At 61.0% G+C, this 16,535-nt stretch carries 19 protein-coding genes; 8 read left to right on the plus strand and 11 right to left on the minus strand.

The window, feature by feature from the left end:
- Positions 1 to 187: 187 nt before the first annotated feature.
- Positions 188 to 1,093 carry a LysR family transcriptional regulator gene (locus M0D69_RS40610; protein ID WP_301787443.1) on the minus strand — a complete coding sequence of 302 codons (906 nt, stop codon included), beginning with the start codon at positions 1,091 to 1,093 and terminating at the stop codon, positions 188 to 190.
- A gap of 167 nt (positions 1,094 to 1,260) precedes the next feature.
- On the opposite strand from M0D69_RS40610, the gene M0D69_RS40615 reads away from it, so the two are divergent.
- From M0D69_RS40615 to folE, 3 genes are all read left to right on the plus strand, one after another.
- On the plus strand, positions 1,261 to 2,025 hold the full coding sequence (locus M0D69_RS40615) for an SDR family oxidoreductase (RefSeq protein WP_301787444.1): 765 nt from the start codon (positions 1,261 to 1,263) through the stop codon (positions 2,023 to 2,025).
- A gap of 31 nt (positions 2,026 to 2,056) precedes the next feature.
- The gene (locus M0D69_RS40620; protein WP_301787445.1) at positions 2,057 to 2,806 is read left to right on the plus strand and encodes an SDR family oxidoreductase; all 750 of its coding nucleotides are present in this window, start codon (positions 2,057 to 2,059) and stop codon (positions 2,804 to 2,806) included.
- A 205-nt stretch (positions 2,807 to 3,011) separates the two neighbouring features.
- On the plus strand, positions 3,012 to 3,668 hold the full coding sequence (gene folE / locus M0D69_RS40625; RefSeq protein ID WP_301787446.1) for a GTP cyclohydrolase I FolE: 657 nt from the start codon (positions 3,012 to 3,014) through the stop codon (positions 3,666 to 3,668).
- A 14-nt stretch (positions 3,669 to 3,682) separates the two neighbouring features.
- On the opposite strand, the gene epsC is transcribed toward folE, so the two are convergent.
- Together epsC and M0D69_RS40635 are read right to left on the minus strand one after the other, a co-directional pair.
- The gene (epsC, locus tag M0D69_RS40630; protein ID WP_301787447.1) at positions 3,683 to 4,642 is read right to left on the minus strand and encodes a serine O-acetyltransferase EpsC; all 960 of its coding nucleotides are present in this window, start codon (positions 4,640 to 4,642) and stop codon (positions 3,683 to 3,685) included.
- Positions 4,643 to 4,755: 113 nt separating this feature from the next.
- Positions 4,756 to 5,001 carry a hypothetical protein gene (locus M0D69_RS40635; RefSeq protein WP_301787448.1) on the minus strand — a complete coding sequence of 82 codons (246 nt, stop codon included), beginning with the start codon at positions 4,999 to 5,001 and terminating at the stop codon, positions 4,756 to 4,758.
- A 285-nt stretch (positions 5,002 to 5,286) separates the two neighbouring features.
- On the opposite strand from M0D69_RS40635, the gene M0D69_RS40640 reads away from it, so the two are divergent.
- The 4 genes from M0D69_RS40640 (at position 5,287) to M0D69_RS40655 (ending at position 7,794) form a co-directional block, all read left to right on the plus strand.
- Positions 5,287 to 5,901: a DUF3005 domain-containing protein gene (locus M0D69_RS40640; protein WP_301787449.1), complete on the plus strand. Its 615-nt coding sequence runs from the start codon at positions 5,287 to 5,289 to the stop codon at positions 5,899 to 5,901.
- A 367-nt stretch (positions 5,902 to 6,268) separates the two neighbouring features.
- The gene (locus M0D69_RS40645) at positions 6,269 to 6,685 is read left to right on the plus strand and encodes a hypothetical protein (RefSeq protein WP_301787450.1); all 417 of its coding nucleotides are present in this window, start codon (positions 6,269 to 6,271) and stop codon (positions 6,683 to 6,685) included.
- Between the two features lie 78 nt (positions 6,686 to 6,763).
- Positions 6,764 to 7,363 (plus strand): short chain dehydrogenase, encoded by a 600-nt coding sequence (locus M0D69_RS40650; protein WP_301787451.1) that lies wholly within the window; start codon positions 6,764 to 6,766, stop codon positions 7,361 to 7,363.
- On the plus strand, positions 7,363 to 7,794 hold the full coding sequence (locus tag M0D69_RS40655) for a GNAT family N-acetyltransferase (protein ID WP_301787452.1): 432 nt from the start codon (positions 7,363 to 7,365) through the stop codon (positions 7,792 to 7,794). Before M0D69_RS40650 ends, M0D69_RS40655 begins: the two co-directional genes overlap by 1 nt.
- Before the next feature lie 15 nt (positions 7,795 to 7,809).
- Here the strand turns inward: M0D69_RS40655 and M0D69_RS40660 are convergent, their stop codons facing one another.
- The 8 genes from M0D69_RS40660 to M0D69_RS40695 all read right to left on the minus strand — a co-directional run bounded on the left by M0D69_RS40660 (position 7,810) and on the right by M0D69_RS40695 (position 14,582).
- Positions 7,810 to 8,739, minus strand: coding sequence for an SMP-30/gluconolactonase/LRE family protein (locus M0D69_RS40660; RefSeq protein ID WP_301787453.1), 930 nt, complete (start codon positions 8,737 to 8,739; stop codon positions 7,810 to 7,812).
- A 29-nt stretch (positions 8,740 to 8,768) separates the two neighbouring features.
- On the minus strand, positions 8,769 to 10,346 hold the full coding sequence (locus M0D69_RS40665; protein WP_301787454.1) for an aldehyde dehydrogenase (NADP(+)): 1,578 nt from the start codon (positions 10,344 to 10,346) through the stop codon (positions 8,769 to 8,771).
- Between the two features lie 145 nt (positions 10,347 to 10,491).
- On the minus strand, positions 10,492 to 11,298 hold the full coding sequence (gene otnI / locus M0D69_RS40670; protein WP_301787455.1) for a 2-oxo-tetronate isomerase: 807 nt from the start codon (positions 11,296 to 11,298) through the stop codon (positions 10,492 to 10,494).
- A 185-nt stretch (positions 11,299 to 11,483) separates the two neighbouring features.
- On the minus strand, positions 11,484 to 11,822 hold the full coding sequence (locus M0D69_RS40675) for a thioredoxin family protein (protein WP_301787456.1): 339 nt from the start codon (positions 11,820 to 11,822) through the stop codon (positions 11,484 to 11,486).
- Between the two features lie 125 nt (positions 11,823 to 11,947).
- Positions 11,948 to 12,478 carry a chromate transporter gene (locus tag M0D69_RS40680; protein WP_301787460.1) on the minus strand — a complete coding sequence of 177 codons (531 nt, stop codon included), beginning with the start codon at positions 12,476 to 12,478 and terminating at the stop codon, positions 11,948 to 11,950.
- Between the two features lie 5 nt (positions 12,479 to 12,483).
- A complete protein-coding gene (locus M0D69_RS40685) occupies positions 12,484 to 13,041 on the minus strand; it encodes a chromate transporter (protein WP_301787457.1) in 558 nt (185 codons plus the stop codon).
- A gap of 169 nt (positions 13,042 to 13,210) precedes the next feature.
- Entirely contained in the window at positions 13,211 to 14,158 is a 948-nt protein-coding gene (gene panE / locus M0D69_RS40690; RefSeq protein ID WP_301787458.1) for a 2-dehydropantoate 2-reductase, read from the minus strand.
- A gap of 76 nt (positions 14,159 to 14,234) precedes the next feature.
- The gene (locus tag M0D69_RS40695; protein WP_047847068.1) at positions 14,235 to 14,582 is read right to left on the minus strand and encodes a hypothetical protein; all 348 of its coding nucleotides are present in this window, start codon (positions 14,580 to 14,582) and stop codon (positions 14,235 to 14,237) included.
- Positions 14,583 to 14,948: 366 nt separating this feature from the next.
- Between M0D69_RS40695 and gndA the strand changes: the two genes are divergently transcribed.
- Positions 14,949 to 16,355 (plus strand): NADP-dependent phosphogluconate dehydrogenase, encoded by a 1,407-nt coding sequence (gene gndA / locus M0D69_RS40700; protein ID WP_301787459.1) that lies wholly within the window; start codon positions 14,949 to 14,951, stop codon positions 16,353 to 16,355.
- Positions 16,356 to 16,535: the final 180 nt, after the last annotated feature.

A 16,535-nucleotide genomic window follows, 5' to 3' on the forward strand; every position in this document is an offset into this window, starting at 1 on the left:
TTCTTTGCTTCGTTTCTTTGTCGCTTTGGACAAAGAAATGACGTGCCGCCACGCAGAGTGGCTAATAGTGATAAATAGGATAACTAACTTAAACCGACCGCTAACCTGAGCAGCAGCAACCCGGCATCAACTCCGACCACCAGCCCCAAAACCCCCATCCAGAACCCCGAGTGCGAACGAAAACCCACTAGCGATCCCACGGTGCCACCCCACCCATGACATCAACCAGATAATCGATCATCACACGCACACGTGAACTCAAATGCCGGCGGCTAGGATACATCGCGAGCACATCGATATCGGCCATATGAAACGCCGGCATCAGCGCCACTAGCCTCCCCGCCCGCAAGTCATCCCCAATAATGAATGTCGGCTGCCAGATCACCCCCAGCCCGCTAAGCGCCGCCGCGCGCGCCGTATCGCCATTGTTCGTATGCATGTGGCAATTCACACGCACGTTGTGCGGCTTTTCGTCGGCATCCAAAAACTGCCATTCATCACCGCTCGCCGCATACGTATAACCAATACAACGGTGCTCACCCAGGTCCGCCGGCCTCTCAGGCAACCGGCGCCCCGCCAGATAGGCAGGCGCGGCGCATAGCACGTTGCGCGACGCAGCGAGTTTGCGCGCCGCATTGCCCATCGACCCCGCGCGTGAAATGCGAATGGCAAGGTCGTACCCTTCATCGACAATATCCACCACCCGGTCCACCAGCGATACATCCAGCTCCACGTCGGGATAACGCCGCATGAACTCCGGCCATAACGGCGCAAGCTGCAACACACCAAAGCTCAACGGCGCGTTGATCCGCAGCCGTCCACGAGGCTCGACAGTCGACGACGACACCAGCCCTTCGGTCTCCGCAAGGTCATCGAGTATGGCAACGCAGCGCTCGTAAAGCGCCTCGCCACCCGACGTCAGCGACAAGCGCCGCGACGTCCGGTTCAGCAGCCGCGTCCCCAGATGCGCCTCCAGTTCAACGATATAACGCGTCACGTTGGCGGGCGACGTGTCGAGTGCATCGGCGGCGCGCGTGAAGCTGCCGCGCTTCACCACCGCCACGAAAACCTCATAAGCGCGCAAGCGATCCATCGGACGTCTCCGCTGCAGGATCGGCCGATCCTGGAGTCAAGATTCACAAAAACTGAACAATGAGACCATCTTCCGTGCCTGTTCGCAAGCTTCCGCTGCGCTTACATTGCATCACATGGACCGGGGCATCGGGCGCCGGACACGCTGAACAGAAACGGAGAAACATCATGAATCGACTCACAGGAAAGGTTGCAATCGTCACGGGCGCAAGCGCCGGCATCGGCCGCGCCACAGCAAAATTGTTCGCGGCGGAAGGCGCAAAAGTGGTCGTGGCAGCACGCCGCGCGGCCGAACTGGAAACGCTGGTGGCCGAGATCAGAGCCGACGGCGGCGAAGCCGTGTATCTCGCGGGTGACGTGCAATCGGAAGACTACGCAAAGGCCGTCGTGGCGCTGGCCATCGAAAAATTCGGCCGCCTCGACGTCGCTTATAACAACGCCGGCACGCTCGGCGAAATGGGACCGTCCACCTCCGTTTCGGTGGAAGGATTCAACAACGCCCTTGCCACCAACCTGACGAGCGCGTTCCTTGGCGCAAAACACCAGATCCCCGCGATGCTCGCAAACGGCGGCGGTTCGGTCATCTTCACGTCGACCTTCGTCGGTTATTCATTTGCATTCCCCGGCACGGCGTCGTATGCGGCGAGCAAGGCCGGCCTGATCGGCCTCACGCAAGCGCTCGCTGCCGAGTACGGCGCACAAGGCATCCGCGTGAACGCAGTGCTGCCCGGCGCCGTCGATACGCCGATGTATCGCGACATGAACGACACCGCCGAATCGCAAGCCTTCATCACCAACCTGCACGCGTTGAAGCGCGTTGCTACGCCGGAAGAACTCGCGCGCTCGGTGCTGTATCTCGCCTCCGATGACTCCTCGTTCGTCACCGGCACGGCGTCACTAGTGGACGGCGGCGCTTCCATCACACGCACGTAAATTTGCTTCTATCGATTACTGGAAAAACATCATGACCCGACTCAACGGCAAACGTACTTTGATCACCGGCGGCACCAGCGGTATCGGCCTGGAAACAGCCAAACAATTCTTAGCGGAAGGCGCTCGTGTCATTGTGACGGGCACGAACCCGGCGACTATCGAAGCGGCGCAAGCGGAACTCGGCCCGAACGTGATCGTGCTGAGCGCCGATGCAGGCAATGTCGACGATCAAAAGCGGCTCGCCGCTCACGTTGCCGAAACCTTCGGCCAGCTCGACGTGCTTTTCGTCAATGCAGGCGTAGTCGGCTTGCGTCCGGTTGACCAATGGACCGAAGCGGACTTCGACCGGTCCTTCGCGGTCAACCTGAAAGGGCCGTATTTCCTCATCCAGGCGCTGCTGCCTGTGTTCGCAAAACCCGCGTCCATCGTCTTCAACGGCTCGATCAACGCGCGCATCGGCATGCCGAATTCGAGTGTTTATGCCGCCACCAAAGCGGGACTGATTTCGTTGGCGCGGACCTTGTCGGGCGAGTTGATATCGCGTGGAATCCGCGTGAATGTGGTGAGCCCGGGACCGGTCACCACGCCCATCTACGGCAAGCTTGGGATGACGAAGGAACAACTCGACGGCGTCGCCGAAAGCATCCGCAGCCAGATTCCGGTTGGCCGCTTCGGCGAACCGGTCGAGATTGCGAAAGCGATCGTGTTCCTCGCCTCCGATGAATCGAGCTTCACCGTCGGCAGCGAATTGGTCATCGACGGCGGGATGAGCAATCTGTAAAACGCTCATGCCGGACCGGCCGGGGGATCGCGTTGCCATAGGTTTCTTCGATCCGCCGGTCCTGCCCGGCCGGCGAAAATTGCCCGCACTTGGTCATCTGGCGCATGGCGGCGGTAAAACCCGACATAGCACCGGGGTCTTCCAAACGGTAAAACGTGGAACAATGACGGCTTCATGACTTCGCTACATGCATCTGGAGCCTTCGATGAGCGCCACGCGCAACTCCCCCAACGCGTCTTCGGACATCCAGGATCACGCTGATCAGGCCGATCGTCCGAGCCGCGAAGAAGCCGAAGCCGCCGTTCGCGTTCTGATCCGCTGGGCTGGCGACGACCCTTCCCGCGAGGGTCTTGTCGATACCCCTTCGCGCGTGATCCGGTCCTACGAAGAGTTTTTCGCAGGTTATACGCAGAATCCGCACGACATCCTGGCACGCACTTTTTCCGAAGTGCAGGGTTACGACGAGATGATCGTGCTCAAGGACATTCGCTTCGAAAGTTATTGCGAACATCACATGGTGCCGATCATCGGCCGCGCGCACGTGGCGTATCTGCCGCGTGAACGGGTTGTGGGCATCTCTAAGCTGGCGCGTCTGGTGGATGCCTTCGCCAAGCGTCTGCAGATCCAGGAGAAGATGACCGCGCAGATCGCCGATACGCTCGAAGAAGTCCTGCAGCCGCTAGGCGTTGGCGTGATCCTGGAAGCCACGCATCAATGCATGTCGACGCGCGGCGTGCATAAAGCGGGGGCGTCGATGGTGACATCGCGGATGCTGGGTACGTTCCGCGACGACCCCTCCACGCGCCGCGAATTCCTCTCTATCGTCGGACATTCGAGCGGCTTCAGCGTATCGAATAGCTGAGCTGGATCAGAAGCTCACGCGCCGCGGCCTTCATCGGCCGCGTCGCCTTCGCCGCCTTCGCGAATCTTGCCCTGCGAGACATTGCTGCCCGGCGGCACGCTATGCGTGAGCCACACGTTGCCGCCAATCACCGAGCCACGCCCGATGGTCACGCGCCCGAGAATGGTCGCGCCGGCATAGATCACCACGTGGTCTTCCACCACCGGATGCCGCGCGTTGCCCTTCACCAGCACGCCGTCGTTGCCTGCAGGAAAACTCTTCGCGCCCAGCGTCACCGCCTGATACACACGCACGTGTTGACCGATCACCGCCGTCTCTCCGATCACCACGCCCGTCCCGTGATCGATGAAAAAACTCGGCCCGATCGTCGCGCCCGGATGGATGTCTATACCTGTAGCCGAGTGCGCGATCTCATTGATGAAACGCCCCAGCAAGGGCACGCCAAGCTTGTGCAACGCATGCGCCAGACGATGATGCGTCATGGCCCAGATGCCCGGATAACACAGCAGGATCTCCGTGATGTGCTGCGCAGCGGGGTCTCCCGCGAACGCGGCCTGGATGTCGCTCACAAGCAGCGCGCGAATGGCGGGCAACTGCGTGCCGAATTCACGCGCGAGCTCGAACGCATGCGTGCCGAGTTCGGCGTCGCTCAGGTCATGGTTCTCCGGCAGGAAACGCAAGGCTCGCCGGATCTGTTCGGAGAGCAGGCGCAAGGTGCTCTCGAGCGTGTGGCCGACGTAATAATCCACGCTTTCGGCGGTCAGGTCGGCGGCGCCGTAATGCGTGGGAAACAGCGCCGAGCGCAGCCCGTTGACGATCTTCACGATCACTTCACGCGACGGCAGTTCGCGGATTCCAAGCGGATGGCGCGTGCGATGCAACTGCTCGCGCGACGCCCGCAAGTCGGCCACGATCTTGTCGAGACCAAATTCGTGGGAGGGAGATTGAGCTTCTGTGGAATCAGTCTTGGGCATATCGAGGCTTGGGCGGATGACGCCGCGTTGAGCGGCACGATCTAAACGATGCCCCGAGATTAACCGTTTTTCTGCAAGACCGCCGCCTGTGCTGGAAACGTGCTCAGACGCGCTCAGGACTTGGGATCGACCTTCACGTGGCTGGCATCGATCCATCGGACTGCCCAGTCGCGAGCGTGCGCGATGGCTTCGTCGGCGTTGCCAAAGCGCAGGTCGGCAGGGAAAAAACGATTGGCGACCAGTTCACCGTCGCTCGATCGCGAGATGACCACGTAAGGCTGGTAACGGCCGTCGCCCTGGCGTGCCGGCGCACAATTGAGTAAATAGCCGCGATGTGAAAATGCAGCGTCTAATTGCATGAGTCACCCTGATTTTAAGTGCCTCGCTTGATTCGCGATGGTCGTCTCCCGTTCGCTTGAAACGCGCGAATCCGGCAAGCGGCACGAGGCCGTCCGGTGACGCACGCTGCCCTCGCGAACAACAAATCATACTCTTGAGAAAACCCTCGTTGGGCCGAAAAAAATCAATTCGGCTTAGAACATTTACTGATGTTTTATCCCGCGGTTTATTCCAACCTGGTTTTATGCACCGGAATGTTTCTTGCGTGATGTTTCTTTATTGAACCGAAATGAGGCGGAGCAAAAATGGATAACGCACCGAACAACCAATCGCAGGAGGAGCAAACGAAGCGCGCCGCCGACAGCCTGCTGAAGAAGCCTGAAACCGAAACCGTTAAAGCCAGGCCCAGCGATGTGGCGGCGGCAGCGGCGGGACACGAAGTTGGGCTCGGACAAGCGGGCGGTGGAGCACCGGATTCATCGCTGCAGCATGCCGGGCCGCTCGGCAAAACCGATGTCGCGCCTCGGGCAATCGACGTTCTTAACGACCAAACGCTGGATGATACAGTCGACGCCGACGGGAAAAATAGAGACGCCACGCGCGACGAAGTGCTGATCATGCGTCATCCCGACGCGTTTGTCGGCGTGAATGCATCGCTTGTGAATGCACGCTATGAACAAGGCGATGGCCTGGGCGGTTTCGATAGCCGCCCTGCGCGTAACGGCCTCGCGCTGGCATTAGAGGAAGGCTTCAGTGTTGTCGATAAAGGCATGGTCGCGCCAGACGTGGAGGAAGTGGAACGGCAGTATGAATTCGTGGATCGCGATCCCCGCGGTTACAGCTTGCGAGGACGCAAGCACTTCGCCATCAATCATGTCAGGCCGTCGCGCCTGATCGAAATCCAGCGCCGCGAAAAATGACAGGACGCAACTAGAAGAACGCGACGTCGGCCAGTTGAAAGACTACAAGCCGCACGAATTTCCGTGCGGCTTGCCTCGTTCAGGTTGGCTCCTGGCCGGTAGACTGTGTAAAGCCTGCCATCGCGTGCAGTATCGTTGCAATGTCGTGGCGTCGTGCGCAGAGATTTGAACCCGAAGCCAACAAAGGCGAATTGGCCTTTCTTCAGGCAAATAGCCGTCGCCATGGGTTCGAAGGAATTGAAAGCAAGCGATGTTCCGAGCGTCGAAGCAATCTGGCATAACCCATGCATAAGCCTCCCGCGTATCACACAAATGCAAGACGAATGCAGCACGATGCATCGCAAAAGCTAAGCGACCGGGGACCGGCATGAACTCAACCAACACGTATCCGAACGACACCGTACGACCCACGCGCGGCGTGCGCCGACCATGGCGCGAAAAGGCCCTGTTCGCTGCACTGATCTGTCTTGGCGTTGCGTATGCCTTGTCATGGGCCGAGATGGGATTGGCGCTGATCGCGGGTCCCGGCGAGCCCGTTGCCGCACTGGTTGCATCGCGTGCGTTGATGGGCGGCTTGTATGTCTGCGTGGCGTTCCGCCTGCAATGGGCGCGCTGGATCACCGTCGTGCTCGGATTCGCGTCGGTCGTGCTGGTCGCGCCCATGCTCGGCGGCGAATGGCGGGCCTTCCCCGCCGCGGCGCTGGTGACCGGCGCGGTGCTCGTGTGCAAGCTGGCGGCATCGATCTTCCTGCTCTCGCCGGACGCGGCGCACCGGACTCGCTGAGATGACCCCTCGGGGCGCTTGTTCAAGCGGCCCGTAAAACGCACAATGAGAGCCCATTTCCTCTTCGATGAGCCTCTCATGAAAATTGCCGTCATTGGTGCAACCGGCACAGTAGGCCGCGCCGTCTTCTCCGAATTCCAGCCGCGTCACGACGTCATCGAAATCGGTGCTACCCGTGGCGCGCATCGCGTCGACCTGACGAAGATCGACAGCATCCATGCGCTGTTCAAATCGATTGGTCAGGTCGATGCCATCGTGGCCGCCGCCGGGCATGTGCACTTCGGCGAACTCTCGCAGATGACCCCCGAGCAATTCCGTATCGGCCTCGACGACAAACTCATGGGTCAGGTCAATCTCGTGCTGGTTGCGCAACAATATCTGAACGACGGCGGCTCGTTCACGCTGACAAGCGGGATCGTGGGCGACGAGCCGATCAAATACGGCGCAAGTGCTGCAGCGGTGAACGGCGCGATTGAAGGTTTCGTGCGAGGCGCCGCGATCGAATTGCCGCGCGGCCTGCGTATCAACGTCGTGAACGCGACCATGCTGGAAGAAGCGCGTGAAGCGTTCGGCCCGTACTTTCGCGGCTTTGAAGCGGCCTCCGGTGCGCGCGTTGCGCTGGCGTACAGCCGCAGTGTAGAAGGCCTTGAAACCGGCCGTATCTACAAGGTGCGTTGATGGTGACAGAATGGTCGAGAGATGATTATCGCGTCACGACTGACATCGGCACATTCGACTTCAATGTCGTGCATCGCTACTTGAGCGAGGTCGCGTACTGGTCACCCGGCATCTCGCGCGAGAAGGTCGAGCGCGCCGCAAGACATTCGCTGGCGTTCGGCCTGTTCCATCACGACGCGCAGATCGGTTATGCACGCGCGATCACGGATACCGTGAGCTTCGCGTATCTCGCCGATGTATTTGTGCTTCCAGGCCGTCAACGCGACGGCCTGGGCACATGGCTGGTGGAATGCGTGCTGGCGCATCCGGATTTGCAGGGCTTGCGCAAGATGTTGCTGACGACCACAAGCGCTCACACGCTATACGCTCGATTCGGTTTTGTCGTGCCTGCCCAGCCGGAAAAGCTGATGGAAAAACGCGCGCCGGGGTGAGACCGGAATGAGGCCTCAGCCGCCGCTCACGCCTTGCGTGTTGACGTAAAGCGAGTACAGGCCGTGACTCGCCGCCATGAACAAGCGATTGCGATAACGGCCGCCGAAACACACATTGGCGCAACGCTCGGGCAACGCGATATGTCCTATGGCTTCACCCTGCGGCGTAAAGATCCTGACGCCGTCCAGCTCGTCGCTGCCCATGCCCCAGCCGCACCACAGGTTGCCGTGCACATCGACGCGAAAACCGTCGGGCGTGCCCTGCTCCGCGTCGATCAGCTCACGCTGGTTCGTCAGCGTATGGCCATCGCTTGCAACATCGAAGGCGAGGATCTTGCGCGGCGCCGCACGCGAATCGACGATATAAAGCACCGACTCGTCCGGTGAAAACGCCAGTCCGTTCGGGCCAATGAGTGTGTCGGTCATCATCGTGATCTCGCCGCTCTTGCCATCCACGCGATACACCGCCGGCTTCAGCACCGACTCCTTGTGCTCGCCTTCATAGAAGCCGTCGATACCGAAGGTCGGATCGCTGAACCAGATGGAGCCGTCGGATTTCACAATCACGTCGTTCGGTGAATTGAGCGGCTTGCCGTTGTACTGATCGGCAAGCGCGGTGATCGACCCGTCGTATTCGGTGCGCGTCACGCGGCGCGTGAGATGCTCACAGGTGACGAGCCGTCCTTCGCGGTCGCGGGTGTTGCCATTGGCATTGTTCGAGGGCTTGCGGAACGTGCGGACCTCGCCCGTTTCTTCGTCCCAGCGCAGCATGCGGTTGTTCGGGATGTCGCTCCATACCAGCGTGCGGCTGTCGCCAAACCAGACCGGGCCCTCCGACCAGCGAGCCCCCTGATACAAACATTCAACCGATGCCATGCCGAGACGCAACGCGTTAAAGCGCGGATCGAGTACACGGACGGCGGGATCGGGATAACGGCGCTCCATCTGTTTTCATCTCCTTGTTTGATTCATCTTTAATTGGGTCCGAGCTCGCCATCGCGCAGACGCCACAGGCTCAGCGGATTGTCGTCCTGAAGGGCCAGCGGCAGCAATGCCGACGGTAGATCCTGATAACACACCGGCCGCAGGAATCGTTCGATCGCCATCGCGCCGACCGATGTCGCGCGACTATCGGAGGTGGCGGGATACGGACCACCATGCACCATGGCATACGATACTTCAACGCCCGTCGGAAAGCCGTTCGCGAGAATCCGGCCGGCCTTGCGTTCGAGGATGGGCAAGAGGCGGCGTGCCAGCGGGACGTCGTCGCTTTCCATTTGCAGCGTCGCCGTCAACTGGCCTTCAATACGCCTCGCGAGGTCGAGCATCTCGTCTTCGCTCCGGCAAATCACGATCAGCGATGTCGGTCCGAAAATCTCGTCCTCGAGTTGCGGCGTGTCGAGGAATTTCTCGGCGCTGACGGTATAAAGCGCGGGCAACGCAGCACATGACGCAGCGGATTCGGCGCCGGTCGCGACTCGCTCGACGCCAGACTGATCGCGTCGCGCGATGCCCTCCCCATACGCCGCAGCGATACCCGGGGTCAGCATCGTCTGAGCGCCCTTCTTTTCGAATGCGCTCACCGCGTAATCAATAAACGCTTGCAGATGCGGCCCTTCCAGCGCCAGCACGAGACCTGGATTCGTGCAGAACTGGCCGACCCCGAGCGTCACCGAATCGACGAACCCATTTGCCAGCGATTCAGCCCGCGCCGCCAACGCGCCCGGCAGCACGAAGAACGGGTTGATACTGCTCATCTCGGCGAACACGGGGATCGGCTCGCGCCTTTTAGTCGCGATCTCGATTAACGCAAGACCGCCACGTCGCGAGCCCGTAAAGCCGACCGACTTGATGGCCGGATGCGCTACCAGCGCTTCTCCTATGGCGTTGCCCGCGCCGACTACCAGCGAAAACACGCCTTCGGGCAAACCTGAATCGGCCACTGCTTTTTGAATGGCACGCCCAACCAGTTCCGAGGTACCGAGATGCGCCGGATGCGACTTCACCACCACCGGGCAGCCAGCGGCGAGCGCCGCAGCCGTGTCGCCACCGGCGACCGAAAACGCCAGCGGAAAATTGCTGGCACCGAACACGGCAACCGGTCCGACGGGAATCTTCTGCAAACGCAAGTCGGGACGCGGCAAGGGCTTGCGTTCGGGCTGCGCAGAATCGAGCGTGGCGGCAAGCCAGCGCCCTTCACGCACGAGCGACGCGAACAGTTTCAGTTGCCCGACCGCACGGGCACGCTCGCCTTCGAGCCGCGCTTTCGGCAACGCGGATTCGGCTTGTGCGCGTTCGATCAGCGTGTCGCCGAGTTCAACGATGTTGTCCGCAATCGCTTCCAGAAACTGCGCCCGCGTTTCGAGCGCTGCCAGCCGATAAGTATCGAACGCCTGCTCGGCCAGATCGGCCGCACGGGCGACTTCCTTCGCGCCGCCACCGCCAAAAGCGGGCTGCAGGTCGACGCCGCGCGCCGGATCGAAGGCATGCAGCGTGGCGTCTTTCCCGCGTACCGCCGCGGCACCGATCAACATTTCTCCGGTGATCTGCATGTGAATTCTCCTGAAAGCAGCGCGTCTCGCAGGCAGCGATCTACGCAGTGGGTGACAAAAACAAACCAGGCTGCACGAGGCGCAAGAGACCCCGCTTTTTGCCGTGGACTGCCGTTCCGCACGGAAAGTTTCAGGCCGGCGGCGCTCATGATGCGCGACCGGTATGACGATACGGCGTGATCCATTCCAGGCCGTCGGAGGTGCCCGCGCGCGGCCGGTACTCGCAGCCGATCCAGCCGCTATAACCCAGGGAATCGATGAGATCGAATAGGTACGGATAATTCACTTCGCCCGTATCGGGCTCGTTCCGGTACGGTACGCCCGCAATCTGGATATGGCCGATACCCGCGTTGCGCCGTTTCATGTCGCGGCGAAGCTTGACGGCGAGATCGCCTTCCACGATCTGGCAGTGATAACAATCGAACTGGACTTGCAGGTTCGGCGCGCCGATCTCTTCGCAGATAGCTTGCGCCTCGTCCTGCCGGTTTAGAAAGAAGCCGGGCATGTCGCGCGTATTGATCGGTTCGATCACGATGGTGACGCGCGCCGCCCACGCCATGCTCGCGGCCAGCGCGAGATTCTTCACATACACGTCGCGGTGCTGTTCGCGTGATTGCTGCGGTCCGATCAGTCCCGCCATCACATGCAGCCGGTCGTTGCCCAGCGCCGCGGCATAGTCGAGCGCAATCTCGATGCTGCGTTTGAATTCTTGCTCGCGTCCCGGCAGCGAAGCGAGACCGCGTTCGCCACCGGTCCAGTCGCCCGGCGGCGCGTTGAACAGCACCTGCTTCAAGCCGTTATCCACGAGCTGGGCCTTGATCTCGGGCGGCGGAAATTCATAGGGAAACAGGAATTCGACCGCCCTGAAACCATCACGCGCCGCCGCGCCGAACCGGTCGAGGAACGCGTGCTCGTTGTACATCATGGTGAGGTTGGCGGCGAAGCGCGGCATGATGAACCTCCTGCTGGTCGGGGTAATGCCCAGACGCTGTCACTCAGGCGAGTGGACGTCGCCGGAGCGGTGCACAAGACCCAGTGCGCAACTCTCGCGCCCGGTTTCCGCGCTGCCCGTTTCCCCGTTTCAAAACGATGATATTCACGGACCCAGCGCCGGCGAATGATCGGTAAAAACCCTCGTCACGGTGAGACGGAATGGTCGATCAGCGCGAAGGCATCGCGAATTTCAGATATATTTTTCGGGCGCACGACTCGCGCGACTTCGGTGCCGTTGTCCAGGAAGATCAGCGTGGGCCAGAGTTTGACCCGGAAAGACCGGCCGAGCGGACGGCCGCTGCCGTCCTCGATCTTCAGATGCCTGACGTCCGCGTGATCCTGGAAAACTTCCGCAATCAGCGGCTGCGCAGCGCGGCAATAGCCGCACCAGGAGGTGCCGAACTCGATCACCGTCGGTCCCTGCAATGCATCGATATCCGCACGCGGCGGCGCCGTCCGTTCGAATTCCATGGTCATCGGCATCAGCTTTTTCTCCTCGAAGCGCAATTCCAGCCATTCTATTCAGCAACGGCCTGACGCGCTTGACGTGACCTTTGCGTGATCGTGGCAAACCGGCGGGCTCTTGCCCGCAGAAGACTCAGCATTGCCTAGAACTGCCCGAACCCCGTCAGCCCGATCAGGCTGCCCGCCGCCAGCAACCATAGCGGATGCAGTTTTGTCTTGAACGACAGCCACGCAATCACCGCCGTGATGGCCGTGAGTACCCATTGGGTGTCCGACGCTTCGGCAATCAACGCCGCGCTCGCCGCGATCAGGCCGGCCGTCATGGGGACGAGGCCGAGTTGAACAAATCGTCGCCACGGATGCGCCTTGAAGCGCTCCCAGGCGTGCATCGCGGCAACGGTCATCACCGACGACGGACCGAACTTTGCAATGGACGTCACGATCACGCCCGGCCAGCCGGCCACATGCCAGCCGACCAGCGTCACGATCATCATGTTCGGTCCGGGCGCCGCTTGCGCCAACGCGAACAACGCGGAGAAATCCGCCTTCGACATCCACTGATGCACCTCGACCACCTGCCGCTGCATCTCGGGCAGGATGGTATTGCCGCCGCCGAATGCGAGCAGCGAAAGCTGGCTGAAAATGGCTGCAAGCGAAACGAGATCGTGATTAATCGCACTCACCGCTGCACCTCGCGGTTCGCCTTCGACGCGATGAAAATCGACACCGGCGTGAGCACGAGCATGACCGGCAACAAGGGCAAACGCAGCAGCGCGATAGCAACGAACGCCAGCGCTGCGATGGCCGCCATCGACAGTTTGCGCCGCAGCGGCCACGCCACCTTGATCGCCATCGACACCAGCAAACCCGCCGCCGCAGCAGCCAGTCCTGCGAATAAATGGCGGATATGCGGGTCCTGGTGAGTGCGCTGATACAGCACGCCGAGTCCGATCACGATCAGCGAAGGCCCGCCGATCAGCCCCAGCAAACCAGCCAGCGCGCCGGTTACGCCGCGAAATTTCATGCCGATTGCAACCGACAGATTGATCACGTTGCCGCCCGGCAGAAACTGGCACAGGCCGAGCAGATCGGTGAATTCGTCGGAGCTGAGCCACTTGCGCCGCTCGACGATCTCTCGCCGTGCAAGCGGCAGCGCGCCGCCGAACGCGGTCAGCCCGAGCGTCAGGAAACCAATAAAAATTTCCGCGACGGTGGGCGAAGCGAGAGGCTCTTGCAAGGCATGTTCATGCATGGTTCGGCGAACGTGGCTTTTGGAAAGCGCAAAGCGTAACGCTTTATGGCTGCTGCTTCAAAGCATTGAACCCGGCATGGGGTTCTTTTAGGCGACGAGACGCGATGCCGGCACACCCTCCGGCACCCATCCCGTCGTCATCGCGGGTTTTGTCTTACGAAGCCTTCACGCCGCCACGTTCGCGACGCGATTCGTAAGCTTTCAAATGCGTGTAGGCCGTCGAGAGGATCGGCGTTTTTACCGCGCCTTGTACGCCTTTGGCGCGCGCGATCAGATCGCCCACCACATGGTCTGCTTCGATCCGCGCGCCGCTTTCCAGATCGCGCAGCATGGAGGCGGTGATCGTGGAGCCGGTCTCGGTGAACGTCGCGTGGGCGCGCGCGACGACCGCTTCTCCCGGCGTAAAGCCGTTTGCCGTTGCGATGGCGCGGGCTTCATCGAAGAGATCGAGGATCAGTTTCTGGCCGCCCGGCGCCGCGATGATGTCGCCGACCGGCGCACGCATCAGGCACGTGCCGGCCGCGAGCGTTGCGAGGAACACCCACTTTTCCCACATTGACTGGATGATGTCGGGACTCGCGGCGGCGTCGAAATTCGCGCCCGACAACTGCGCCGAGATGGCTTCGATGCGCGCCGGGATACCGCCCGCACGCTCGCCGAACGCCATGGAATGCACGCTGTTCAAGTGAACCACCGTGCCGTCCGCGTCCAGCGTCACGGCGGCGATGCATTGCCCCCCGAGCACGCGGTCCGCGCCGAATTGCGCTTCGAGCACGTCCAGGTGATGCATGCCGTTGAGCATCGGCAGGATGGCGGTGTTGGGTCCGACCGAGGTTTTTATCGACTCGATTGCGCCGTCAAGATCGTAAGCCTTGCAGCTGAGCAGGATCAGGTCGAACGGCTCGCGCACGTCTTTCGCCAGCACGACGGGCGGTTTTGCTATCGACAGATCGCCGTTCGGGCTGCGTATGTTGAGGCCCGTTTGTGCGAGTTGCGCGGCACGCCGTTCGCGCACGAGAAACGTCACGTCGCGGCCAGCGTCGAGTAACCGCCCGCCGAAGTAGCCGCCTATTGCGCCTGCACCCACCACCAGAATCCGCATGTCCTGCTCCTTGCATTTAGTCTGATCAGAACGCCGGCCGCGAGTAGCGGCCGCCTTGATTTACGCTTGCCTTGATTTACGCTTGCCAGACGCCGTACCCGGCTTCCCGCAAGCCGATTGCCAATTCCACTTCCATCTCCCGCGCGCCTTCGTACGGCATCGGGTTATACAGTTCGTAGAGCCGCGGCAACAGGCGCAGCCCGAATTCCCGCGCATACCGGTTCGACTGGATGCCCGCTTTGTGTTTGTCGAAACGAACGTCCGGATCGATGCCCGTCATGCCCACGTACACGAACGGCATGCCCAGCACGTAGTCCGGATTCGCGCGCCGGAAACGCGCTTCGTTCCAGACCGTATCGGCGAGTTCGATCACGTAGACGTGGTAATGATGGGATTTTGGGTGAGTCTTCTTCCGAAGCGCCATGCGGTTGCCCTGTTTTTTCTCCTGGTCGAAGCGAGTCGCGCCGCGCCTGAAACGGGCTGCGGACGCTCATTCTAGACCGGTGCCCAATGTGCTGCCCGCGCGCTGCCCGGTCGTGCGCGAGCGTGCGATGTCTGCCAGCCCCGTGTCAAAGTGGTAATCTCGCTCCGTCTGCGCGTTCCGCGCGGCGTTCACGCGAGGAAGCCAGCCGGGCTGCGGAAACGTGTGTTTTCCGTGCCGCTTTTGCCAGCGTTTCCTTGCGCGAAAGCCTGTCCGGAACGCCGTCACGGGCACCGCCCCAATTGACAAATCGCATCCGTCGCGTGTGCAGCCACGAGCCTCCCGCGCTTCGGTCATTCGGAGAGAAACATGAGCAAACAAGCAATCGGCGTTGTCGGCCTCGCCGTCATGGGACGCAACCTGGCGTTGAACATTGAGAGCCGCGGGCATGCGGTTTCCGTGTACAACCGCAGCCGCGAGAAAACCGACGACCTGATGGCCGAGCATCCCGACAAGAAGCTTGTGCCTTCGTACACGCTGGAAGAATTCGTCGACTCGCTCGAAAAACCGCGCCGCATCCTGCTGATGGTCAAGGCCGGCCAGGGCACCGACGCCACCATCGACTCGCTGCGTCCGCTGCTCGACAAGGGCGACATCCTGATCGACGGAGGCAACACCCATTTCACCGATACCATCCGCCGCAACACCGACCTCGCGAAGTCGGGGTTGCACTTCATCGGCACCGGTGTATCCGGTGGTGAAGAAGGCGCGTTGAAAGGTCCGTCGATCATGCCGGGCGGCCAGAAAGAAGCTTACGATTTAGTCGCCCCGATCCTCACCGAGATCGCCGCGAAAGCGCCGGATGGCGAGCCGTGCGTGGCGTACATGGGACCGGATGGCGCGGGACATTACGTGAAGATGGTGCACAACGGGATCGAGTATGGCGACATGCAGTTGATCGCCGAAAGTTACGACGTGCTGAAGCGCGTGGCGGGCTTGACGAATGAAGAGCTGGGTAAGGTTTATGTCGAGTGGAACAAGGGTGAACTGGATAGTTACCTGATCGAGATCACCTCGAAGATTTTCTCGAAGAAGGATGAGGAAACGGGCAAGTATCTCGTCGATGTGATCCTGGATCGCGCCGCGCAAAAAGGCACGGGAAAGTGGACGAGCCAGAACGCGCTTGATCTCGGCGCACCGTTGCCGCTGATTACGGAAGCTGTATTTGCGCGCGTGCTGTCTTCGCTTAAGGATCAGCGCGTTGAGGCGAGCAAGCAGTTGACGGGACCGTCGCCGAAGTTCGATGGTGACCGCGATGCGTTCGTGGAAGCTGTGCGGCGTGCGTTGTTCCTGAGCAAGATTGTTTCGTATGCACAGGGGTTTGCGCAGTTGCGTGCGGCGTCGGAGGAGTACAAGTGGGATCTGCAGTATGGGCAGATCGCGAAGATCTTCCGGGCGGGTTGCATCATCCGTGCGGGCTTTTTGCAGAAGATCACGGACGCTTACAAGACCAACGCCGACTTGCATAACCTGCTGCTCGATCCGTATTTCAGCGACATTGCGACGAAGTATCAGGGCGCATTGCGGGATGTAGTTGTAGCGGCTGTGAAGGCGGGTGTGCCGGTGCCGGCGTTCTCGTCGGCGGTGGCTTATTACGATAGTTACCGGTCGGAGACGCTGCCGGCGAATCTGGTGCAGGCACAGCGCGATTTCTTCGGCGCGCATACGTTCGAACGCGTGGACAAGAAGGGAAGTTTCCACGCGGATTGGTCGTAAGGGGCGCTGGCGCTGGTGGACGAGGTTTGGGTTTGAGGTCCATCAGCGCCAGGGGGGTTTTGTTCGCACTCGGGCGGGGGTGGTGCTGGGTTGGTGCTTTTGGTGTTAGTGGTCGGGGGTGGTGTTGGGTTGCTGCTGCTTAGGCCTGCGGTCGGTTTAAGTTAGTTATTCTATTTATCA

Source organism: Caballeronia sp. SEWSISQ10-4 2, assembly GCF_030464885.1.
Classification (GTDB): domain Bacteria; phylum Pseudomonadota; class Gammaproteobacteria; order Burkholderiales; family Burkholderiaceae; genus Caballeronia.